Below are 17,439 nucleotides of genomic sequence, written 5' to 3'. Positions count from 1 at the left end.
GGTGGGGGCCTCTCAGCGGAGCAGATAGGGCATGTTGACCGTGACGGCTCCGGTGGGACAGCGGGCCGCGCACGGGCCGCAGTACCAGCACTCGTCGACGTGCATGTACGCCTTGCCGTTGGTCTCGTCGATGGCGAGGGAGTCCAGCGGGCACATGTCCACGCAGAGCGTGCATCCGTCGATGCACTTCGACTCGTCGATGGTCACGGGCACGTCGGCACGCTGGGGCACCAAAGGCATGGCTGTCTCCGGGTAGGTCGTGCTGAGGGGAGCGGGTGGTCTCTACAGGGCGCGGTGCAGCAGACCGCTCATCGTGATGCGGTCGCCGCGGAAGCGGATGAACTCCAGGTCGACCGGGCGGCCGTCGGCGAGGTGGGTGAGCCGTTCCAGCATCAGGACGGCCGCGCCGCGTGGCGCCTCGAGGACGGTCGCGGAGTGGGCGTCCGCGTTCACCGCCTCCAGGGTGATCTCGGCGTGGCCGAGTCGCCGGCCGGTGATGGACTCCAGGAGGCGGAAGACATCGGTGTTCTCCAGATCGGCGCCGAGCAGGGCGGTGCCGATGTCGAGCGGGATGTAGGTGAGGTCGAGCGAGAGCGGGAGACCGTTGAGGCGGCGCAGGCGCTCGATGTAGAGGACGTCGGCGCCGGGTGGGACGCGCAGGCGCTCGGCCACCGGGGCGGGTGCGGGCGCGGGGCCCATGGTGCGGACCTCGTTGGTGACCTGGCCGTGCTCGCGCAGGGTCTCGGCGAGGCCCATCAGGCGATCGAGCCCGTGGGGGTACTTCTGGGCCACGACCACCGTGCCAACCCCGGGAAGGCGCTCCACCAGGCCCTCGGCGCGCAACAGGTCCAGGGCCTGGCGGACGGTGTTGCGGGAGGCCCGGTAGTCCGTGGCCAGGGTCGACTCGTGCGGCAGGGTACCGGCGGGGAAGCCTCCGGTGAGGACTTGGTGGCGCAGGAGATCGGCCAGCTGGCGTGCCTGGTCCGCGCGCAGCCGACGCCGCGTGCGCTGGGCGGCGACGGTGGGCGCGCCTTGGCCGGCGTGCTCTCGGATGCGGTCGGTGGGCGGCATGGCCCGAACCATACTTATCCGGTAGGGATAGTGGTGTTACTGGAGTGTTGCGCCACCTGAGGCATCGGCAGATGCGGGCTTGACCTGGTGTTTTGTGTGGGGGAGGGGGAGATCTGCCAGCGTCACCGCCTTGCCGGGGGGCGCGGCGCCCTCGCGAGTGCCCACGTCGGATCGGCGCGCCGTGTCTCATGCCGAGGCCAACGGACACGGGGACGGCGTCCTCGCGCTGGATGAGCGCGAGGACGCCGTCCCCATCAGGTCTCCCCGGTGCCGCCGCCAGGGTTCGGCTCTCCGCCAGATGTCGCTCCTCGGCTGCTGCCATCGCGGCCCGCGGTGGTCAGGCCACCGTGTTCAACAGGTCCGCCAGCAGGTCGGGCCGTTCCAGGGCGATGAAGTGGCCGGCCTTCGGCACCTGCGTGAACTCGGCGGCCGGCAGCAGGTGCCTGTTGGCCTCCCGGTCCGAGGGGCGGGACCAGTCCTTCTCGCCGTAGACGAGGTGGACGGGAGCCTTGACCTCGGGGTAGCGGGAGCGGGCCGCGATGAGGCTGGGCAGGTTCTGGTAGACGCCCCGGGCCACGGTCGGGTAGCCGGGACGGCCGCCCACCTGGAGGAGCTCGTCCACGTAGTCCTCGTGCAGCGCGGTCTTGTCGACCAGCCCGCCCTGAAGGATCTTGCGGAGGACCGGCCTGGGCTCCACGCCGGCGATCATCGGGCCCATGCCGGGCGCGAGGACACCGCTGACCACCACGCGGGCGAGGAGGCTGGAGCGGGCGATGCCGCCGCGGAAGTCGTAGGTGTTCACCGCGACGACGCGCCGGACCCGCTCCGGCAGGTCGGCCGCGGCGGTCAGGGCGAGCACCGCCCCCATGGACTCACCGACCAACGTCACGTCGTGCAGGTCGAGTTCGGTGAGCAGCCGCTCGACGCCCGCGCGCATCGCCGGCTCGTCGTAGGACGCCCCGGGCACGATCTCGGAGTAGCCCATCCCCGGCAGATCGAGGGCGTAGACCGTGTACCGCTCGGCGATCAGGGGGATGAGGAGGCGGAAGTGCTCGGCCTGGGTGCGCACGGTGTGCAGCAGGACCAGCGGGGCGCCGGTGCCCGCCCTGAGGTAGCGCAGTGTTCCCTCGCGGCCGTCACGTCCGGTGCGCGGGGTGAGGGTGTGGGTGGTGGTCCCCGGGATGTGCATCGTGGGACGTGACGCGTGGCTGGGCATCTTGCCGTCTCCCTGTGCTGTCTTCGCTGTCCTACTTGGCCAACTGCTCGTACAGCCCGGCGAGGTCGCCGGCGAGGCCCGCCTTGACGTGGCGTGAGATGTCGTCGGCGAGCACCTCGTACGCGCCGCTCTCGATGCCGTCGAGGGCGAGGACGGCGACGTCACGGGGGCTGGACTTGGGTGCCTCGACGCCCGCAGCCAGGTCGGTGTCGACGTATCCGACGTGCAGTCCGGTGACGGAGATGCCGCGCGGCTGCAAGTCCAGGCGCAGGGAGTTGGTCTGCGACCACAGGGCGGCCTTGGAGGCGCTGTAGGAGCCGCCGAGGGCCAGCCAGGAGAGTACGGAGTGCACGTTGAGGATGTGGCCGCCGCCGTTGCGCTCGATGACCGGTACGAAGGCGCGGGTGAGCAGCAGCGGGCCGTAGAAGTTGGTCTCGAACTCCCTGCGCACGTCGTCGACGGGGGAGTCGAGGTAGGAGGCGCCGACCGCGGCACCGGCGTTGTTGATCAGCACGGTGACATCCTGCGCCTGTGCCGCGGCCGCCGCGACGGCGGCCGGGTCGGTGACCTCCAGCGCCACCGGGACCGCGTCGGGGTGCGTCACGGTGCGCGGTGCGCGGGCCGTGGCGTAGACCTTGGCGGCGCCGCGGGTGTACAGCTCCTCCACCAGCGCCTTGCCGATGCCGCGGCTGCCACCGGTGACGAAGACGTTGGCGCCCTTGAGAGCGGTCATGACTGCCTCCACGAAAGATTGGAAACCGATCGGTTTCCACCACAGTAAACCGATCGGTTTCCATGCGCAAGCGGACGGGGCGGCCCTATGCGTGGGCCCGCCGGAGCTCGCGATCGCGCAGGGGACTGCACCGCGTCCCGGTCGAGGCGGCGCCCGAGAAGACAGCGGTGGCGGTGTAGCGGATCCCCGGACCCCTCCCGCCCCAGCCGCGTCACCACGGAAGCCACCCCGAAACCGATCGGTTTCCAGGCGCCTTGCTATGGGTTAACCTCGCGGTATGACCACCGAAGTGAAGCAAAGCCCCAGGGAGCGGCTGCTGGAGGCGGCGGCGACGCTCACCTATCGGGACGGCGTCGGCATCGGCGTCGAGGCGCTGTGCAAGGCGGCGGGGGTGTCGAAGCGCTCCATGTACCAGCTGTTCGAGAGCAAGGACGCACTGCTCGCGGCGAGCCTGGAGCGGCGCACGTCCGCCTATGTGGCGGCGCTCCTGCCTGCCGCGGACGACGATCGTTCACCCCGGGAGCGGATCCTCCGTGTCTTTCAGGAGGTCGAAACGCAGTCGGGCGCGCCCGAGTTCTACGGCTGCCCCTTCCTGGCGGCGCAGATCGAGCTCAAGGACCAGAACCACCCCGCGAGCCGGGTCGCCCACGCGGTGAAGGAGAACCTGACCGCCTTCTTCCGTGCCGAGGCCGAGCGGGGCGGGGCGAGCGACGCCGATCTGCTGGCCCGGCAGCTCAGCCTGGTCTTCGACGGTGCCAGCGCCCGCGCGGGCATCGGGGCGGACAAGCTGACGGGGCTCATCGCACCCACGGTGACCACCCTGCTGGACGCGGCAGGCATGCGCTGACGTCTCGCTCCTTTGGGCCGCCCGCCTGTCGCCTGCCGCCCGGCGTTCGGGGCAGCTCCCAGGCCCTCACAGCAGACCGAGGTCCCGCGCGCGCAGTGCCGCCTGGGTGCGGTCGCGCAGGGCGAGGCGGGTCAGGATGCGGGAGACGTGGTTCTTGACCGTGCCTTCGCTGAGGTAGAGGCGGGTGGCGATCTCCCGGTTGGTGTGGCCCTGGGCGACGAGTCGCAGGATGTCCGTCTCGCGCGGACTCAGCGGGACGGCCGGGGCTCCGGGTGCGGTGGGGGAGGGCAGGGCGGCGGTGAGGTGGCGGACGACGGACGCGTCGAGCTGGGTGACGCCCGCGTGGGCGAGGCGGACCGCGTGGGCGAGTTCCTCGGCCGGCAGATCCTTGAGGAGGTAACCGTGGGCGCCGGCCCGCAGCGCCTGCACCACGTACTCCTCGTCGTCGAACGTCGTCAGCATCACCACCCTGCACTGCGGGGCCCGGCTGCGCAGGACCGCCACCGCCTCGACACCGTCCATCCGCGGCATGCGGACGTCCATGAGGACCACGTCCGGGCCCAGTTCCAGGGTCTTCGCCACGGCGTCCCGCCCGTCCACGGCGGTGCCGACGACCGTGAGACCCGGCCGGATGGACAGCAGCGAGGCGATGCCGTCCCGGATGAGCGTCTGGTCGTCCACCACGAGCACGCGTACGGCCGCCCGGGACTGTGGGTCGTCCATGTCAGACCTCCCGGGCCTTCCCGCGCGGAACGGTCACCGTCAGCCGGGTTCCACCGCCGGGACCGCTGTCGATGTCGACGCTGCCCGCCACGAGGTGCACCCGCTCCCTCATCCCGAGCAGCCCGACCCCGTCGGTGGCCTCGACAGGTGTGATGCCCCGGCCGTCGTCGCTCACCACGAGCCGCGCGGCGTCCTCGGCCAGACGGAGCGTCACCGACACCCGAGTGGCCTCCGCATGCCGGCGCGCGTTGGTCACGCCCTCCTGCGCGGCCCGGTACAAGGCGGTCAGCTCGGGCGTGCCGTAGCCGTTCTCGTCGCCGCTGACCTCGACCGTCACCCGGGGCGACGCCTCACCGCCGTGCGCGAGGTCGGCGAGCGCCGCCGCGAGGGCGGGCAGCGGTGTCGGGGTACGCAGCGCACGGACCGACTGCCGTACGTCGCCCAGCGCGAGCCTGACCGACCGCCGCGCCTCCTCCAGTGCCCGCTGGGCGGCATCCGGGTCCCGTGCGCGGAAGTCCGAGGCCATCTCCAACTGCACGGACATCGCGGTGAGATGGTGTCCGAGGCTGTCATGGATGTCCCGGGCCAGCCGGTTGCGTTCGGTGGCGGCGGACAGTTCCGCGACCTGCGCCGCGTGCCCCTCCAGGGCGAGCCGGGCGTGCTGTTCGCCGAGGGCCACGGCGGCCATGGACAGCGCCAGCACCAGGCCGACGCAGAGCATCAGCAGATCGGAGACACGCTCGGGATCGCGGTACCAGCGCGGATCCGTCAGCACGTACGCCATGAGCGGCCCGACCAGACAGAGCGCGCCCAGCACGAGGGCCGGCGTGCGGCCGAAGGCGAAGTACGCGGTGAACGGCACCAGCACCAGCAGGACGGGGGACAGCCCCGAGGTGTCGAGGAGCACCACCACGCCGATCAGCGCGCAGCGCGCCAGCAGGATCGGCACCCGCGCCGCGGCACGGTGCAGGACGCCGGCCTCCAGGGCGAACAGCGCCACGATCGCGGCGACGAATCCGGCCGTACGCCAGAACGCCGGTCCCGGACGGCCGTCCGGGACGACCGCCGCGTAGTACACCCCGCCGAGCAGCACCGCCCCGTACAACAGGGACGGCACCCATCGCACCGGCACATAGCTCGTCATGCACACCCCCCTCGCCCACTGCCGGTCAGGCTAGGCCGAACACCGCGTCCGCGGGGACGCCGGGGCCCGACTCCGGCCGGAACCGGGCCGAACGGCACGTGCCGAACGGCCGTCCACCGCACCGACGACGGTGACCTTCGGCCCGCGATCTCCCCGTTGCGCACCTGCCCCCGCCGGACGATGGCTTCCTACGGTGACGGCACTGACCCACCGTCCGAGCAACCGGAGTGTCCTCATGTCCTCACCCGTCGCCTCGTCGACGTTCCGCCTCGACGCCCTGTGCGGGATCCTGTCCGGCCTGCTGATCGCGCTGCCCGCGCTGGTGGAGACGTTCACCGGCGAGACCTCCGCGACCAGCGTCGCCTTCGCCCTCGCGCCCGCCTTCGCCGTGCCGCTCCTGACCGGACTGCACCGGCGCCAAGGGCCGGTCGGCGGCCGCTTCGGCGAGGTGGCGCGCACCGTCAACCTGATCGGCCTCGGCCTGTTCGGCGGCGCCGCCTACGCCGCGAACCTGGTGCTGTTCCACTTCGACGACGAGGTCGTCGAGGAGACCCTCACCGGTCCCACCGTGCCCGTGCTCCTCGGCTCCGCGGCCGTCTTCGCCGTGGGATGCGCCCTGTTCGGGGCGGCGTTGATCCGAGCACGGGTGTTCCCGAGGGTGCCGTCGTGGGGTTACGCCGTCGTCCTGCCCCTGTTCGCGTTCCTGACCGGCCTCGCGGACTCCGTGTTCACCAGCGCCCTGCACCTCGTGGTTGGCGTCGTCCTGCTGTGGCTGTCCGGCGCGCTGTGGCGGACGGCCCAGGACGTCGGCTCCCGCACGGTCCCGCGGCGCGCTGCCGTCTGAGGCGGTCCTGGTCCGGCCCGTTGCTCCCGGGTGGCTTACGCCGCCCGGGAGTTCGCCGTGTCGTGGTGCTCGCCCCCCGTCACCCGGCGCATGCAACCCGGGCCGTGTGCGCGTGGTGTTACTGACAGGAACTCAGGTGCGCCACGACCAGCGCACCCAGGGAAAGGAAACGGGGTGATCCGGGGTGAGTGTGATGACCGGCCCGCTGTCCGTCGCCTCACGAAGAGACGCGGCAGGGCACCCGGGAGGAGAACCGGGAGGCGGCCGGAAGGGGGACGACGCCGAGACCACACCGCACGGTCCACCCATGCCGCCACGACGGCGTACGAACACGGGGGAGACGTGCCGCTCATGAGGACCGAGGCAGCGCCGCAGCAGCCACCACCCGAACTCTGGCTGGTGCTGGAGGAGGCCGCACGGGACTGCGCCCCCACGGTGTTCCCGCGTGACCGGATCAGGCGCCGCGCCAGGCTCGTCCAGCGGCGCCGCAGACTGCTGACCGGCACCCTGGCCGTCGCCCTGCTGGCCCCGCTGACCGGAAGGCTGGTCCTGCCGTCAGGACCGGACCACTCGCACACCGTCACCGGCACCCGGCCGCCGACCACCGGCCCTTCCGCCTCCCAGGAGTCCGCTCACGGCCGCTCACCGGTGCGCGTCGTGCGCCCCGGGGAGCGCGTCGAGGCGGGCCTGGGCGTCTGGTACACGCTGGAGGAGCGCGCGTACTGCGACGCCGACCCGGAGGAGCAGAGACCCACCTGCGTAAGGGAGTTGGACGTCGAGCAGGCGGCCGCCGCACCGATCACCTTCAACGCGCACCGCCGCCCGCGGGGAGTGGTGTACATCCTCGCGTACACCGGCCGGACGCCCGCCGCCCGGATCACCAAGACGGAGCAGGGCCGCACCACCGATCTGCCCATCGTGCGGCTGGCGGGCCGGCCCGCCTACGTGAGCACCCACGCCGTCGGCGCACCACGGCCCGACGACGCCCATGAGAACCCGCTCGGCGACTGCGTCTTTCGCGTGTACGACGCCGACGGCAAGGAACTGGCCAGGACGGGGGGACGATGAGCGGCGTACTGATCCATCTGCCGCAGGAACCGGCGGTGACGGTACGGCTCGGCGCGGGTGAGGCGGCCCGCTTCGGCCGGGGCTCGGACACGGTGCCCGTGGAACTGCGGCTGACCGACCCGGCGGTGTCCCGGCTGGCCGGGGAGATCCGGGTGAGCGGCGACCACTGGCTGCTCAGCAACTACAGCTCCACGCAGAGCTATCTGGTGGAGAACCCGGAGGGCGCGGGGGAGTACCTGAGAGTGCCGCCCCGCCGGGTCGGGGTGCCCATCCCGTTCGAGTTCGCGCGGATCGTGCTGCCCACACGGGGGTCCGGGGTGAGTTTCCAGGTCTTCGCCCCCGACCACGTCTACCTCGATCCGGAGGGCGCGGACGGGAGCCGTCGGGGCACCCGGACCCTGACCGCCTACTCGCTGGACGAGACCGCCACCTACTTCCTGGTGCTGCTCGCCCTGTGCGAGCCCAGGCTGCGTGACGAGTCGGCGCTCGCGGTGCCGACCACGCCCGAGATCGTCGAACGGCTCCGCGCGCACCCGCGGTGCGCGCAGCTGACGACGCGTGCGGTGAGCGCCCAGATCGACTATCTCGCCGAGGAGAAACTCCGCATCCAGGCGCCGGCCGCCGCGGGCGAGGCCGTCCGTGGCGGCCGCCGCAACGGCAAGCGCGAGGCGCTCGTGGCCGTCGCGCTGCGCTTCGGTCTGGTCGGTGAGGGGCATCTGCGGTACCTGCCGGCGCGCCCGGCGGCCGGGCCCGGTGGGGGACGGGCAGGGGTGGTGTACCGATGAGCGGGGCGGGGGAGCGGATTCCGCGCGGGTACCGGGTCGGTGACTGGGAGGTCGTCGAGCCCATCGCGGACGGCGGCTGGGGGTGGGTCTACGCGGGCAGGGGCGTGCGCGCGGCGGACGCCGACACCGCCGTCGCGCTGAAGTTCCTGCCCACGGCGGGCCTTTCGCCCTGGCAGGCCCGGGGGCTGGTGGACAGCGCCCGACGGGAGCGTGAGTTCGGGCGTCGGACCAGCCATCCCCGGTTGATCCGGCTGATCGACTCCGTCGTGCTGGAGGACGCGGACCACCCCGAACTCGACGGTGCCGTGGTGCTCGTGATGGAGCGCGCCGAGCGAAACCTGCGGCAACTCCTGGAAAAGGAAGAAGAGTTGGCAACGGCCACGGGGGAGCGGATCCTGACGGAGATCTGCGAGGGCCTGGCGCATCTGCACGGCGAGGGGTGGGTGCACGGCGACCTCAAGCCCGACAACGTCCTGCTGATGGCGGACGGTTCGGTCCGTCTGTCGGACTTCGGCCTGTCCGGGCAACTGGACGACGCGCGCGGTACGCACGCGTGGATCCCGCCCCTGGGCACCCCGGACTACCTGCCGCCCGAACGCTGGAAGGCCCCGCTCGGCGAGCGAGGCGTGCAGGCCCGCCCGAGCGGTGACATCTGGGCCCTGGGCATCATGATCCACCAGGTGTTCACCGGTGGTGCCTCGCCCTTTCCGGGTGGCACGGCGGGGGGACGGGGTGCTGCCGCGCAGGAGTACGCCGCCGGACGGGCACCGCTGCGCCTGCATGTCTCCGTACCGGCGCCATGGCGCGCGCTGGTCGGCGACTGCCTGGCGCCGACTCACGACCTGCGCCTCGTGCACACCGCCGACAGCCTGCTGACCCGCATGCGGGCGGCGACCCGGGCCGGCGGCGGCGCGAGCGCGAGCGCGACCTCGGGTGTCCGGCGTGTCCTGCGGCGCCTGGGGCTCGTGGCGGCGGCCGCCGCGACTGTGGGCACGGCAGCCGCCCTGTGGTCCTACGTCGGGTCGGACGAGGAGGTGGACGGCGCGGTCGGCGGCACCACGGCGCACTCGGAGAAGCTCCTCGACCCCACCCCGCCCGCCGCCCATGTCGCGGTGTTCAACGTGGAGAGGTTCTGCCGCGACCGGGCGGCCGCACGCGACCCCATGTGCAGTCTGGGTCTGGCCGTCGATCCGCTCCAGCCGTACACCATCGACAACGTTGTACCCACCCGCGTGTGGCACGGAGACGTGCTCCCCGTGGAGTGCCGACTGCGCCAGGGGGTCCCGGTCACCGACGAGGTGGGGACCCGGTCCGGCGAGTGGTACCGGGTCCGCCTGCCGGACGGCGCCACGCAGCCCACCGCGTGGCTTCCGGTCATCCGCACCAAGGACCGTCCCACGGTGCCCGAGTGCGGATGAACTCCCTTGATCCGGCCGTGGGTTGGCCCTCCGGCCGGATCAGCAGAGGCGGATGTCCCGGCCGTCGTTGTCCTTGGCCTCGTCGTTGCCCCACCTCTCCAGGTAGTAGGCGGAGACCCAGGCCCGAGCCTTGCCGCCCGGTGCCACGACGTCGAGGTCGGTCAGCAGCCACCAGTGGTTGTGGGCGGTGCTGTTGCCCACCGTGGAGCCCTTCTTCTTGCACAGGACGTAGTTGGTGCCCTTGAGCAGCGTGCCCTGGGGTGCGCACCGCGGGGTGGTGTCGCCCACGCAGTCGACGTCCGGATAGCCGGTGGCGTCGGCGAACGTGTCCACCCAGAACCGCTCCGGCTCGCCGCCCCCGCAGGCGTTGGTGCTGGTGACCTGGGGGAAGGGGCCGTTGGGGCTCAGCCGGTACTCGGTGCCCTGGATGACGGGGTGGACCATCTCGTCCGTCTCGCCGTCGTTGTCGCCGTTGGTGTCGTAGAGCTGCTCGTAGTGCAGATGGGCCGAGTCCGTGCCGACCAGGCCGAGCCGCCCGAGCCGGTCACCGGCGGCGACGCGCTGCCCCAGCTGGACGTCGATGCCCTCCATGTGCAGATACACGGTGAACCAGCCGTTGCCGTGGTTGATCTCGACGCCGCCGGGCGGGAAGCGTTCGGTGACCGTGCCGGCGGCGGAGGCGACGACCGTCGAGCCGAGGGTGGTGCCACCGACCCGGTACATGTCGAGCTTCTTGTCGTCGGGCGCGTGGCCCAGATATGTCTGCAACTGCCAGGTCTGTTGGCACGCGAACGGCAGTCTGAAGTCCGGCCGCGCCGCGGGCGCCGCCGACGCGGCCGACGCGCTCACGCACAGTCCCGCCGTCATCAGCAGCGCCGCCAGCACTGCCATCCAGCCCGCTCTTCTGCCAAGCCACAACCTCACGGGCCCTCGCCCTCCTTGTCGACGGTGTTCCGGAGCGACATTGCCGGATCGGGGCCGAGAAGGGACCCCGGGACGTTACGGGGGCGGGGAGTCGTCAGACCGCGCCGAGGTCGAGCATGGTGTCGGCCACCTCGACGAATCCGGCGATGTTCGCGCCGTCGGTGTCCGGCCGCCGATCCGGGACCGGCGAATGCCGGAGCCGCGCAGCAGCCCTTGCCCTGCCAGGCGTCGCGGCCCTCGTCGAGGTCGAGGGCGGCTATGGCCAGGGCGGCGATCGGGTCCGCGCGACCGAGGACGGGAGGCACGGCCGGACACTTGGCGGTTGTCGAGCCCTTGAGGGAAGGGACGAAGGTCACAGAAGCGTATCGGGCATATGACCCGTCAATCTTCACGGAAGGCACACAAGTTGGCTAAGTTGACTGCCACCTGCACGACTTCCTCCGATCAACAGGTTGTCTCGTGCGCTTTCGTACGGAAGGAGTCTGTTCCATGTCGCCGGAACCCCTGCTCTCGCAGTCCGCGGATGCCGCGCCGACACGTGAGGGCGAGGCGCCTAGCCGTGAAGAGGTCCTCCGGCGGATCAACAGCCTCTACGACCGGGCCGAGAGCGACACGGGCACCTTCAACGCGACTCGCGCGGCCTCGATCCCCCGCGGGCGGGGCACCTCCGGCGATGTCCGGCCCCAGGGTGTGGCCGACCCCGAGCTCTCGGCCCTGACCCGGCGATGGTTCGACATGGCCCGCGCCAAGCTGGGCCCGACCGTGCCGGTGCCTCAGCCGTCAGGCCGGATGCCGTCCCGTGCGCCGCGGCCGACGCGCCCCGCACGGGCCGAAGTTCGTCCCACACGTTCCGAGGAACGTCCCGCAGAGGTCCAGGGGCGCCCCGGGCACGCCTTTGCCCTCGAAGCGTCCGCGACGGCGTCGGACCCGGCAGCATGGGACACCGGCGCGTCAACTCCCGCGGCACCCACCGCGTCTGTGCCTGAGCTGACCAGCTGGCCTCTTCCGGAGTCGGCCACCGGGACTCTGCCGCAGCCGGCCGCCGGGCCTGACTCGCTGGTCGCGGCACCCGACTCCGGGCTGGACGAGGGTGTGTGGCGCACTGGTGAGCTGCCGGTGGTCGGCGAGAGCGGGTGGCGTAGTGGTGAGCTGCCGGTTGTCGGCGAGACCGGGTGGCGTACCGGTGAGCTGCCGGTTGTCGACGAGGGTGCCTGGCGTACCGGTGAACTGCCAGTCGTCGACGAGAGTGTGTGGCGTACCGGTGAACACCCGGTGATCGACCAGAACATGTGGCGTACCGGTGAACTGCCGGTCATCCGCGAGACTCCGGCCCCGTGGGAGCAGCCCGAGACCACCGCGGCCCAGGCCCCGCCCGAGCCGCCGGCCATGACACCACGGACCGGCGGCTACGAGCCCGGGATCGCCGCGGACGGAGCGGCGACGTACGGCGCGGCGACGTACGGCGCGGCGAGGGTGATGAGCCCGACGGCCGCGTACGCCGCCAGCCAGTGGGCCGAGCCGATGCCCTCCTACTCCGCCGGTCTTCCCTCGGATGCGGCCACGACGACGTACGGAGCCGGCCTGCCCGCGATCCCGGCCCCCGCCGGCACCACCCCCGAGTTCACCGAGTTCGTGCCCACGGCTCCGGCGTTCACCGCTTCGGCCCCCTCCTTCACTGCCCCCACGCTCACCGCCCCGCCGGCCCTCCCCGAACCGGCCGTCACGACGGCCTTCGCACCCGCCGCGTCGAGATGGGCTGCTGCTCCGGCGGCACCGGTCGCGGGGTTGGACAGCCTCGGCGTCGCCCCGGTGCCTGCCTCGTTCGTCGCAGCCGGGGCAGCGGTGGACGCCGGTCGCAGCACCAAGGCCGAGCGGGTGGTCGCCTTCGCCCGGGAGCAGATCGGCCGACCGTGTGTGAAGGGAGCGGTAGGACCGGGTTCGTATGACGCCCCCGGTCTCGCCCAGGCCGCGTGGAGGACCGCCGGGGTCACCCTCCCGCGGACCGTCCAGGCCCAGGCGGAATGCGGGATGCCGGTCCCCCTCGCCGACGTCCAGGTAGGTGACCTGGTCTTCTTCCACGACGACCTCGACCATGTGGGCATCTGGGCCGGGAACGGCATGATGATCCACGCCCCGGGTCCGGGAGCGCAGATCCGCGAGGAGTCGGTGTTCTTCGCCGGTCAGGCGGCCATCAAGGGCGCGGTCCGCCCGGCCTGAACTCCGCTGCCGGGCCCTCATGTTGCGCGGCGCGCCGGTCGGCCGTCCCGGGGTCGCCTCAGACGAGCGCCGGCGTCGCGGCGGGCAGGTAGGGGGAGATGTTGCGCCACGCCCGCTCGACGTACTCCTCCTTCTCCCCGACCGGCGCGACATAGTGCAGCGCGTCCTCGGCGGCGTCGTGGCCCTTGAGGCGGGCGATGACCCAGGCGGCGAGGTAGTGCGAGGCCAGGCAGCCGCCGGCGGTGGCGATGTTGCCCTTGGCGTAGAAGGGCTGGTTGAGCACCTCGACGCCGGCGGCGACGACCCAGGGCTTGCTGGTCAGGTCGGTGCAGGCGGGGATGCCGTCGAGCAGGCCGAGCCGCGCCAGTACGAGCGCGCCGGAGCACTGCGCGGCGATGAGCTGACGCGAGGGGTCCAGGCCGCGCAGCACGCTCATGATCGCCGGGTCCTCGACGACCTCGCGCGTGGCGATGCCGCTGCCGACGACGACCGCGTCGGCGGCGCACGCCTCCTCCAGCGTCGACATCTGTTCGATGACCACCCCGTTCATCGAGGTCACCCTGGGGGCGGGGGTGGCGATGGTGACGCGCCAGCCGTCGGACCTGACGCGGTTGAGCACGCCGAGCGCGATCAGGGAGTCGAGCTCGTTGTAGCCCTCGAAGGTGAGGATCGCGATGTGCATGGCGGCTGTCCTTCCGGGTCGGTGGAGGGTGACGGTAGGGACCCGCGAGCAGGACAGTCAAAGAATTGTCATGGATACAATCCCGTGCATGGCTGCCCCGCGGTACAAAGCCCTGGTCGACGCGCTCGCCTCCGACATCCGGAACGGCCGCCTGGCCGCGGGCGAGCGACTGCCGACCCATCGCGGCCTCGCCGCCCGTGAGGGCATCGCCCTGGTGACCGCGACCCGGGTGTACGCCGAGCTGGCGGCGATGGGCCTGGTGAGCCGGGAGCAGGGCCGCGGCACGTTCGTGCGGGACCTCGCCGTGCCCGCCGGGCATGGCATCGATCTCCAGGTCGTGGCCACGGACGCGGTCGACCTCAACTTCAACTACCCGTCCCTGCCCGGCCAGGCCGACCTGCTGCGTCAGGCCCTGCGTGAGGTGGCCACATCCGGTGAGCTGGAGACACTGCTGCGCTACCAACCGCATCGCGGGCGGGCCCAGGACAGAGCCACCGTCGCACGCCACCTGAGGCGCCGGGGGATCACCCCTGACCCGGAGCAGGTCCTCATCGTCAACGGGGCGCAACACGGCCTGGCCGTCACCGTCATGGCGGCGCTCGACGCCGGCGACGTCGTCGCGGTCGACGCGCTCACCTACCCGGGTTTCAAAGTGCTCGCGCAGGCGTTCCACCTCGACCTGCAGCCCTTGCCCAGCACCGCCGACGGACCGGATCTCGACGCCTTCGAGCGGCTGTGCGCGATCCGCCCGGTGCGCGCGATCTACGTCATGCCGACCCTGCACAACCCGCTGGGATGGGTCATGCCGTCACCTCACCGCGCGCGTCTGATCGAGATCGCCCGACGACACGGCACGCTCATCATCGAGGACGGCGCCTACGCCTACCTGGTCGAGGACCCGCCTCCGCCGCTGGCCGCGAGCGCGCCGGACATCACCATCCATGTCTCGGGACTGTCCAAGAGCGTCGCCACCGGTCTGCGGGTCGGGTTCGTCGTCGCCCCGCCGTCCCATGTGCCCGCGCTGGAACGCGCGATCAGGGCGACCACCTGGAACACCCCCGCCCTCACCACCGCGATCGCCTGCCGCTGGCTCGACGACGGCACGGTGGACCACCTGGAAGCGCGGAAACGGCAGGACGCCCGGGCCCGCCAGACGGTAGCCAGGCAGGAGCTGGCGGGGCTGCCCCTGGTCGGTCACCCCTCCTCGTACTTCATCTGGCTGACGCTGCCCGAGGACGCCCGCGCCGACCGCCTGACCGCGACCCTCGCGCGCCGCCACATCTCCGTGAGCACGGCCGAGCCCTTCACCACGACCCATCACACCCCCCAGGCACTGCGCCTGGCCCTGGGCTCGACCGATCTGGCCACGCTCCGGTCGACTCTGCGCACCGTGCGGCAGGTCGCCGTCGAGGACGCCTACACCTGATGCCCGGACACCGCGGGAGTCCTCCCACCGCCGACCGGTTCGAGCCGGACCACGATCCCCTTCGACGTGGGCTGGTTGCTGATGTCGGCGACGCTGTCCAGGGGCACCAGGACGTTGGTCTCCGGGTAGTAGGCGGCGGCGGAGCCCCGGGCGGTCGGGTAGGGGACGACCGTGAAGCCCTCGGCCCGGCGTTCGGTGCCGTCCGCCCAGACGCTCACGAGGTCGACACGGTCGCCCTCGGCTAGGCCGAGGCCCGGGAGATCGGCGGGGTTGACGAGGACGACGTGGCGGCTGCCGTGGATGCCGCGGTAGCGGTCGTCGAGGGTGTAGGGGACGGTGTTCCACTGGTCGTGCGAGCGCAGCGTCTGCAACAGCAGATGGCCTTCGGGCGCCGTGGGCACCACCCGCTCGTTGCGGGTGAACCGAGCCTTGCCGACCGCGGTGCGGAACACGCCCTCGTTGACGGGGTTCGGCAGCTGGAAGCCACCGGGACGTGACACCCGCGCGGTGAAGTCGTGGAAGCCCGGCACGATGCGGGAGATGCGTTCGCGGATGGTGTCGTAGTCGCCCTCGAAGTCGGCCCAGGGGATGTCCGTGCGGCCGTCGAGGGTGCGGCGGGCGAGCCGGCACAGGATCGCGACCTCGCTGAGCAGCAGCGGGGAGGCGGGTTCGAGGCGTCCTTGGGAGGTGTGGACCTCGCTCATGGAGTTCTCCACCGTGACGAACTGCTCGCCCGAGGACTGCACGTCCCGTTCGGTGCGGCCGAGGGTCGGCAGGATCAGCGCCGTGTCACCGCACACCGTGTGCGAGCGGTTGAGCTTGGTGGAGATGTGGGCGGTCAACCGGCACGAGCGCATCGCCTCCTCGGTGACCGCGCTGTCGGGAGCGGCCCGCACGAAGTTGCCGGCCAGGGCGAGGAACACCTTGACGCGCCCTTCGCGCATCGCCTTGATCGAGTTCACCGAGTCGAGTCCGTGCGGGCGCGGCGGGTCGAAGCCGAACTCCTTCTGGAGCGCGTCGAGGAACGCGTCCGGCATCTGTTCCCAGATGCCCATGGTGCGGTCACCCTGGACGTTGCTGTGCCCGCGCACGGGACAGGCGCCGGCGCCGGCGCGCCCGAGATTGCCGCGCAGCAGCAGGAAGTTGACGATCTCGCGGACGGTGGGCACGCCGTGTTTGTGCTGGGTGATGCCCATCGCCCAGCAGACGATGACGCGTTCACTGGCCAGGACGTCCTCGTGGACCTTCTCGATCTCCTCGCGGGTCAGCCCGGTCGCCGCGCGCACGTCGTCCCAGTCGACCGTGCGGGCGTGCTGGGCGAACTCCTCGAAGCCGGCCGTGTGGGCGTCGATGAAGGCGTGGTCCAGGACGGTGCCGGGGCGGGCGTCCTCGGCCTCCAGCAGCAGGAGGTTGAGGGCCTGGAACAGGGCGAGGTCGCCGCCGGGCTTGATGTGCAGGAAGCGGTCGGCGATCTGGGTGCCGCGTCCGAGGACGCCTTGTGGTTTCTGCGGGTTCTTGAACCGCCGCAGCCCGGCTTCCGGCAGCGGGTTGACCGCGACGACACGGGCGCCGTTGCGCTTGGCCTCCTCCAGCGCGGAGAGCTGACGAGGGTGGTTGGACCCGGGGTTCTGCCCGACCAGGAAGATCAGGTCGGCGTGGTGGAGGTCGTCGAGGCTGACGGTGCCCTTGCCGGTGCCGAGCGTCTCGCTCAGCGCGAATCCGCTGGACTCGTGGCACATGTTGCTGCAGTCGGGCAGGTTGTTGGTGCCGAAGGCGCGGGCGAAGAGCTGTAGGACGAACGCGGCCTCGTTGCCGGCCCGGCCCGAGGTGTAGAAGACGGCCTCGTCGGGAGAGGCGAGCGTGGTGAGCTCGTCGGCGAGCACGCCCAGGGCGTCGTTCCAGCCGATGGGTTCGTAGTGGTCGGAGCCCGGCCGCTTGATCATCGGTTCGGTGAGCCGGCCCTGCTGGTTGAGCCACATGTCGGAGCGCCGGGCCAGGTCGGAGACGCTGTGCTCGCGGAAGAAGTCGGCGGTGATCCGGCGGGTCGTGGCCTCGTCGTTGATGTGCTTGGCGCCGTTCTCGCAGTACTCGTTGCGATGGCGCTGCCCAGGGGCCGGGTCCGCCCAGGCGCAGCCGGGGCAGTCGACCCCGCCCACCTGGTTCATGGTCAGCAGGTCCACCCCGGCCTTGCGCGGCGAGGTCTGCTGGAGGGAGTACTCCAGGGCGTGCGCGACGGCGGGAAGGCCCGCCGCCCACTTCTTCGGCGGTGTCACGGAGAGGGTCGTCTCCGGCTCCTCGCCGGGCGGGTTCCGCATCGCTTCGCCTTTCTCTCGCCGTGCCG

At 71.8% G+C, this 17,439-nt stretch carries 16 protein-coding genes and 1 pseudogene; 7 read left to right on the top strand and 10 right to left on the bottom strand.

Annotated elements, in window-relative coordinates:
* Window positions 1-12: 12 nt before the first annotated feature.
* The 4 genes from ACZ56U_RS09635 to ACZ56U_RS09620 all read right to left on the bottom strand — a co-directional run bounded on the left by ACZ56U_RS09635 (window position 13) and on the right by ACZ56U_RS09620 (window position 3,020).
* A complete protein-coding gene (locus ACZ56U_RS09635; RefSeq protein WP_351802318.1) occupies window positions 13-240 on the bottom strand; it encodes a 4Fe-4S dicluster domain-containing protein in 228 nt (75 codons plus the stop codon).
* 42 nt (window positions 241-282) lie between these two features.
* Window positions 283-1,071 (bottom strand): GntR family transcriptional regulator, encoded by a 789-nt coding sequence (locus ACZ56U_RS09630; RefSeq protein ID WP_469083468.1) that lies wholly within the window; start codon window positions 1,069-1,071, stop codon window positions 283-285.
* A gap of 337 nt (window positions 1,072-1,408) precedes the next feature.
* On the bottom strand, window positions 1,409-2,287 hold the full coding sequence (locus tag ACZ56U_RS09625) for an alpha/beta fold hydrolase (RefSeq protein ID WP_469083467.1): 879 nt from the start codon (window positions 2,285-2,287) through the stop codon (window positions 1,409-1,411).
* Window positions 2,288-2,318: 31 nt separating this feature from the next.
* Window positions 2,319-3,020, bottom strand: coding sequence for an SDR family oxidoreductase (locus tag ACZ56U_RS09620; protein WP_469083466.1), 702 nt, complete (start codon window positions 3,018-3,020; stop codon window positions 2,319-2,321).
* 277 nt (window positions 3,021-3,297) lie between these two features.
* Between ACZ56U_RS09620 and ACZ56U_RS09615 the strand changes: the two genes are divergently transcribed.
* Window positions 3,298-3,867 (top strand): TetR/AcrR family transcriptional regulator, encoded by a 570-nt coding sequence (locus ACZ56U_RS09615; protein WP_469083465.1) that lies wholly within the window; start codon window positions 3,298-3,300, stop codon window positions 3,865-3,867.
* 66 nt (window positions 3,868-3,933) lie between these two features.
* Here the strand turns inward: ACZ56U_RS09615 and ACZ56U_RS09610 are convergent, their stop codons facing one another.
* Both ACZ56U_RS09610 and ACZ56U_RS09605 read right to left on the bottom strand, forming a co-directional pair.
* Entirely contained in the window at window positions 3,934-4,590 is a 657-nt protein-coding gene (locus ACZ56U_RS09610) for a response regulator (RefSeq protein WP_469083464.1), read from the bottom strand.
* Window position 4,591: 1 nt separating this feature from the next.
* A complete protein-coding gene (locus ACZ56U_RS09605; protein ID WP_469083463.1) occupies window positions 4,592-5,734 on the bottom strand; it encodes a sensor histidine kinase in 1,143 nt (380 codons plus the stop codon).
* A 235-nt stretch (window positions 5,735-5,969) separates the two neighbouring features.
* On the opposite strand from ACZ56U_RS09605, the gene ACZ56U_RS09600 reads away from it, so the two are divergent.
* The 4 genes from ACZ56U_RS09600 to ACZ56U_RS09585 all read left to right on the top strand — a co-directional run bounded on the left by ACZ56U_RS09600 (window position 5,970) and on the right by ACZ56U_RS09585 (window position 9,849).
* Window positions 5,970-6,578 (top strand): hypothetical protein, encoded by a 609-nt coding sequence (locus ACZ56U_RS09600; protein ID WP_469083462.1) that lies wholly within the window; start codon window positions 5,970-5,972, stop codon window positions 6,576-6,578.
* A gap of 351 nt (window positions 6,579-6,929) precedes the next feature.
* Window positions 6,930-7,646 (top strand): hypothetical protein, encoded by a 717-nt coding sequence (locus tag ACZ56U_RS09595; RefSeq protein ID WP_469083461.1) that lies wholly within the window; start codon window positions 6,930-6,932, stop codon window positions 7,644-7,646.
* The gene (locus tag ACZ56U_RS09590; protein WP_469083460.1) at window positions 7,643-8,431 is read left to right on the top strand and encodes an FHA domain-containing protein; all 789 of its coding nucleotides are present in this window, start codon (window positions 7,643-7,645) and stop codon (window positions 8,429-8,431) included. The genes ACZ56U_RS09595 and ACZ56U_RS09590 overlap by 4 nt, the downstream gene beginning before the upstream one ends.
* Window positions 8,428-9,849 carry a serine/threonine-protein kinase gene (locus ACZ56U_RS09585; RefSeq protein WP_469083459.1) on the top strand — a complete coding sequence of 474 codons (1,422 nt, stop codon included), beginning with the start codon at window positions 8,428-8,430 and terminating at the stop codon, window positions 9,847-9,849. Before ACZ56U_RS09590 ends, ACZ56U_RS09585 begins: the two co-directional genes overlap by 4 nt.
* 39 nt (window positions 9,850-9,888) lie before the next feature.
* Here ACZ56U_RS09585 and ACZ56U_RS09580 read toward each other — a convergent pair whose 3' ends face one another.
* The gene (locus tag ACZ56U_RS09580) at window positions 9,889-10,740 is read right to left on the bottom strand and encodes a M23 family metallopeptidase (RefSeq protein ID WP_469083458.1); all 852 of its coding nucleotides are present in this window, start codon (window positions 10,738-10,740) and stop codon (window positions 9,889-9,891) included.
* 200 nt (window positions 10,741-10,940) lie between these two features.
* Window positions 10,941-11,057 (bottom strand): annotated as a pseudogene (locus tag ACZ56U_RS09575) (cation transporter); the annotation flags it as partial.
* A 205-nt stretch (window positions 11,058-11,262) separates the two neighbouring features.
* Between ACZ56U_RS09575 and ACZ56U_RS09570 the strand changes: the two are divergent.
* Window positions 11,263-12,990 carry a C40 family peptidase gene (locus ACZ56U_RS09570; protein WP_469083457.1) on the top strand — a complete coding sequence of 576 codons (1,728 nt, stop codon included), beginning with the start codon at window positions 11,263-11,265 and terminating at the stop codon, window positions 12,988-12,990.
* Between the two features lie 58 nt (window positions 12,991-13,048).
* Here the strand turns inward: ACZ56U_RS09570 and ACZ56U_RS09565 are convergent, their stop codons facing one another.
* Window positions 13,049-13,672, bottom strand: coding sequence for a DJ-1/PfpI family protein (locus ACZ56U_RS09565; protein WP_469083456.1), 624 nt, complete (start codon window positions 13,670-13,672; stop codon window positions 13,049-13,051).
* Window positions 13,673-13,760: 88 nt separating this feature from the next.
* On the opposite strand from ACZ56U_RS09565, the gene ACZ56U_RS09560 reads away from it, so the two are divergent.
* Complete coding sequence (locus ACZ56U_RS09560) at window positions 13,761-15,098, top strand: aminotransferase-like domain-containing protein (RefSeq protein ID WP_469083455.1); 1,338 nt, start codon at window positions 13,761-13,763, stop codon at window positions 15,096-15,098.
* Here ACZ56U_RS09560 and ACZ56U_RS09555 read toward each other — a convergent pair.
* Window positions 15,089-17,413 (bottom strand): FdhF/YdeP family oxidoreductase, encoded by a 2,325-nt coding sequence (locus tag ACZ56U_RS09555; RefSeq protein ID WP_469083454.1) that lies wholly within the window; start codon window positions 17,411-17,413, stop codon window positions 15,089-15,091. The genes ACZ56U_RS09560 and ACZ56U_RS09555 overlap by 10 nt on opposite strands.
* Between the last annotated feature and the right edge of the window lie 26 nt (window positions 17,414-17,439).

The organism is Streptomyces sp. NPDC034103 (genome assembly GCF_055575395.1).
This window is presented reverse-complemented; position numbering and strand designations above follow the sequence as displayed.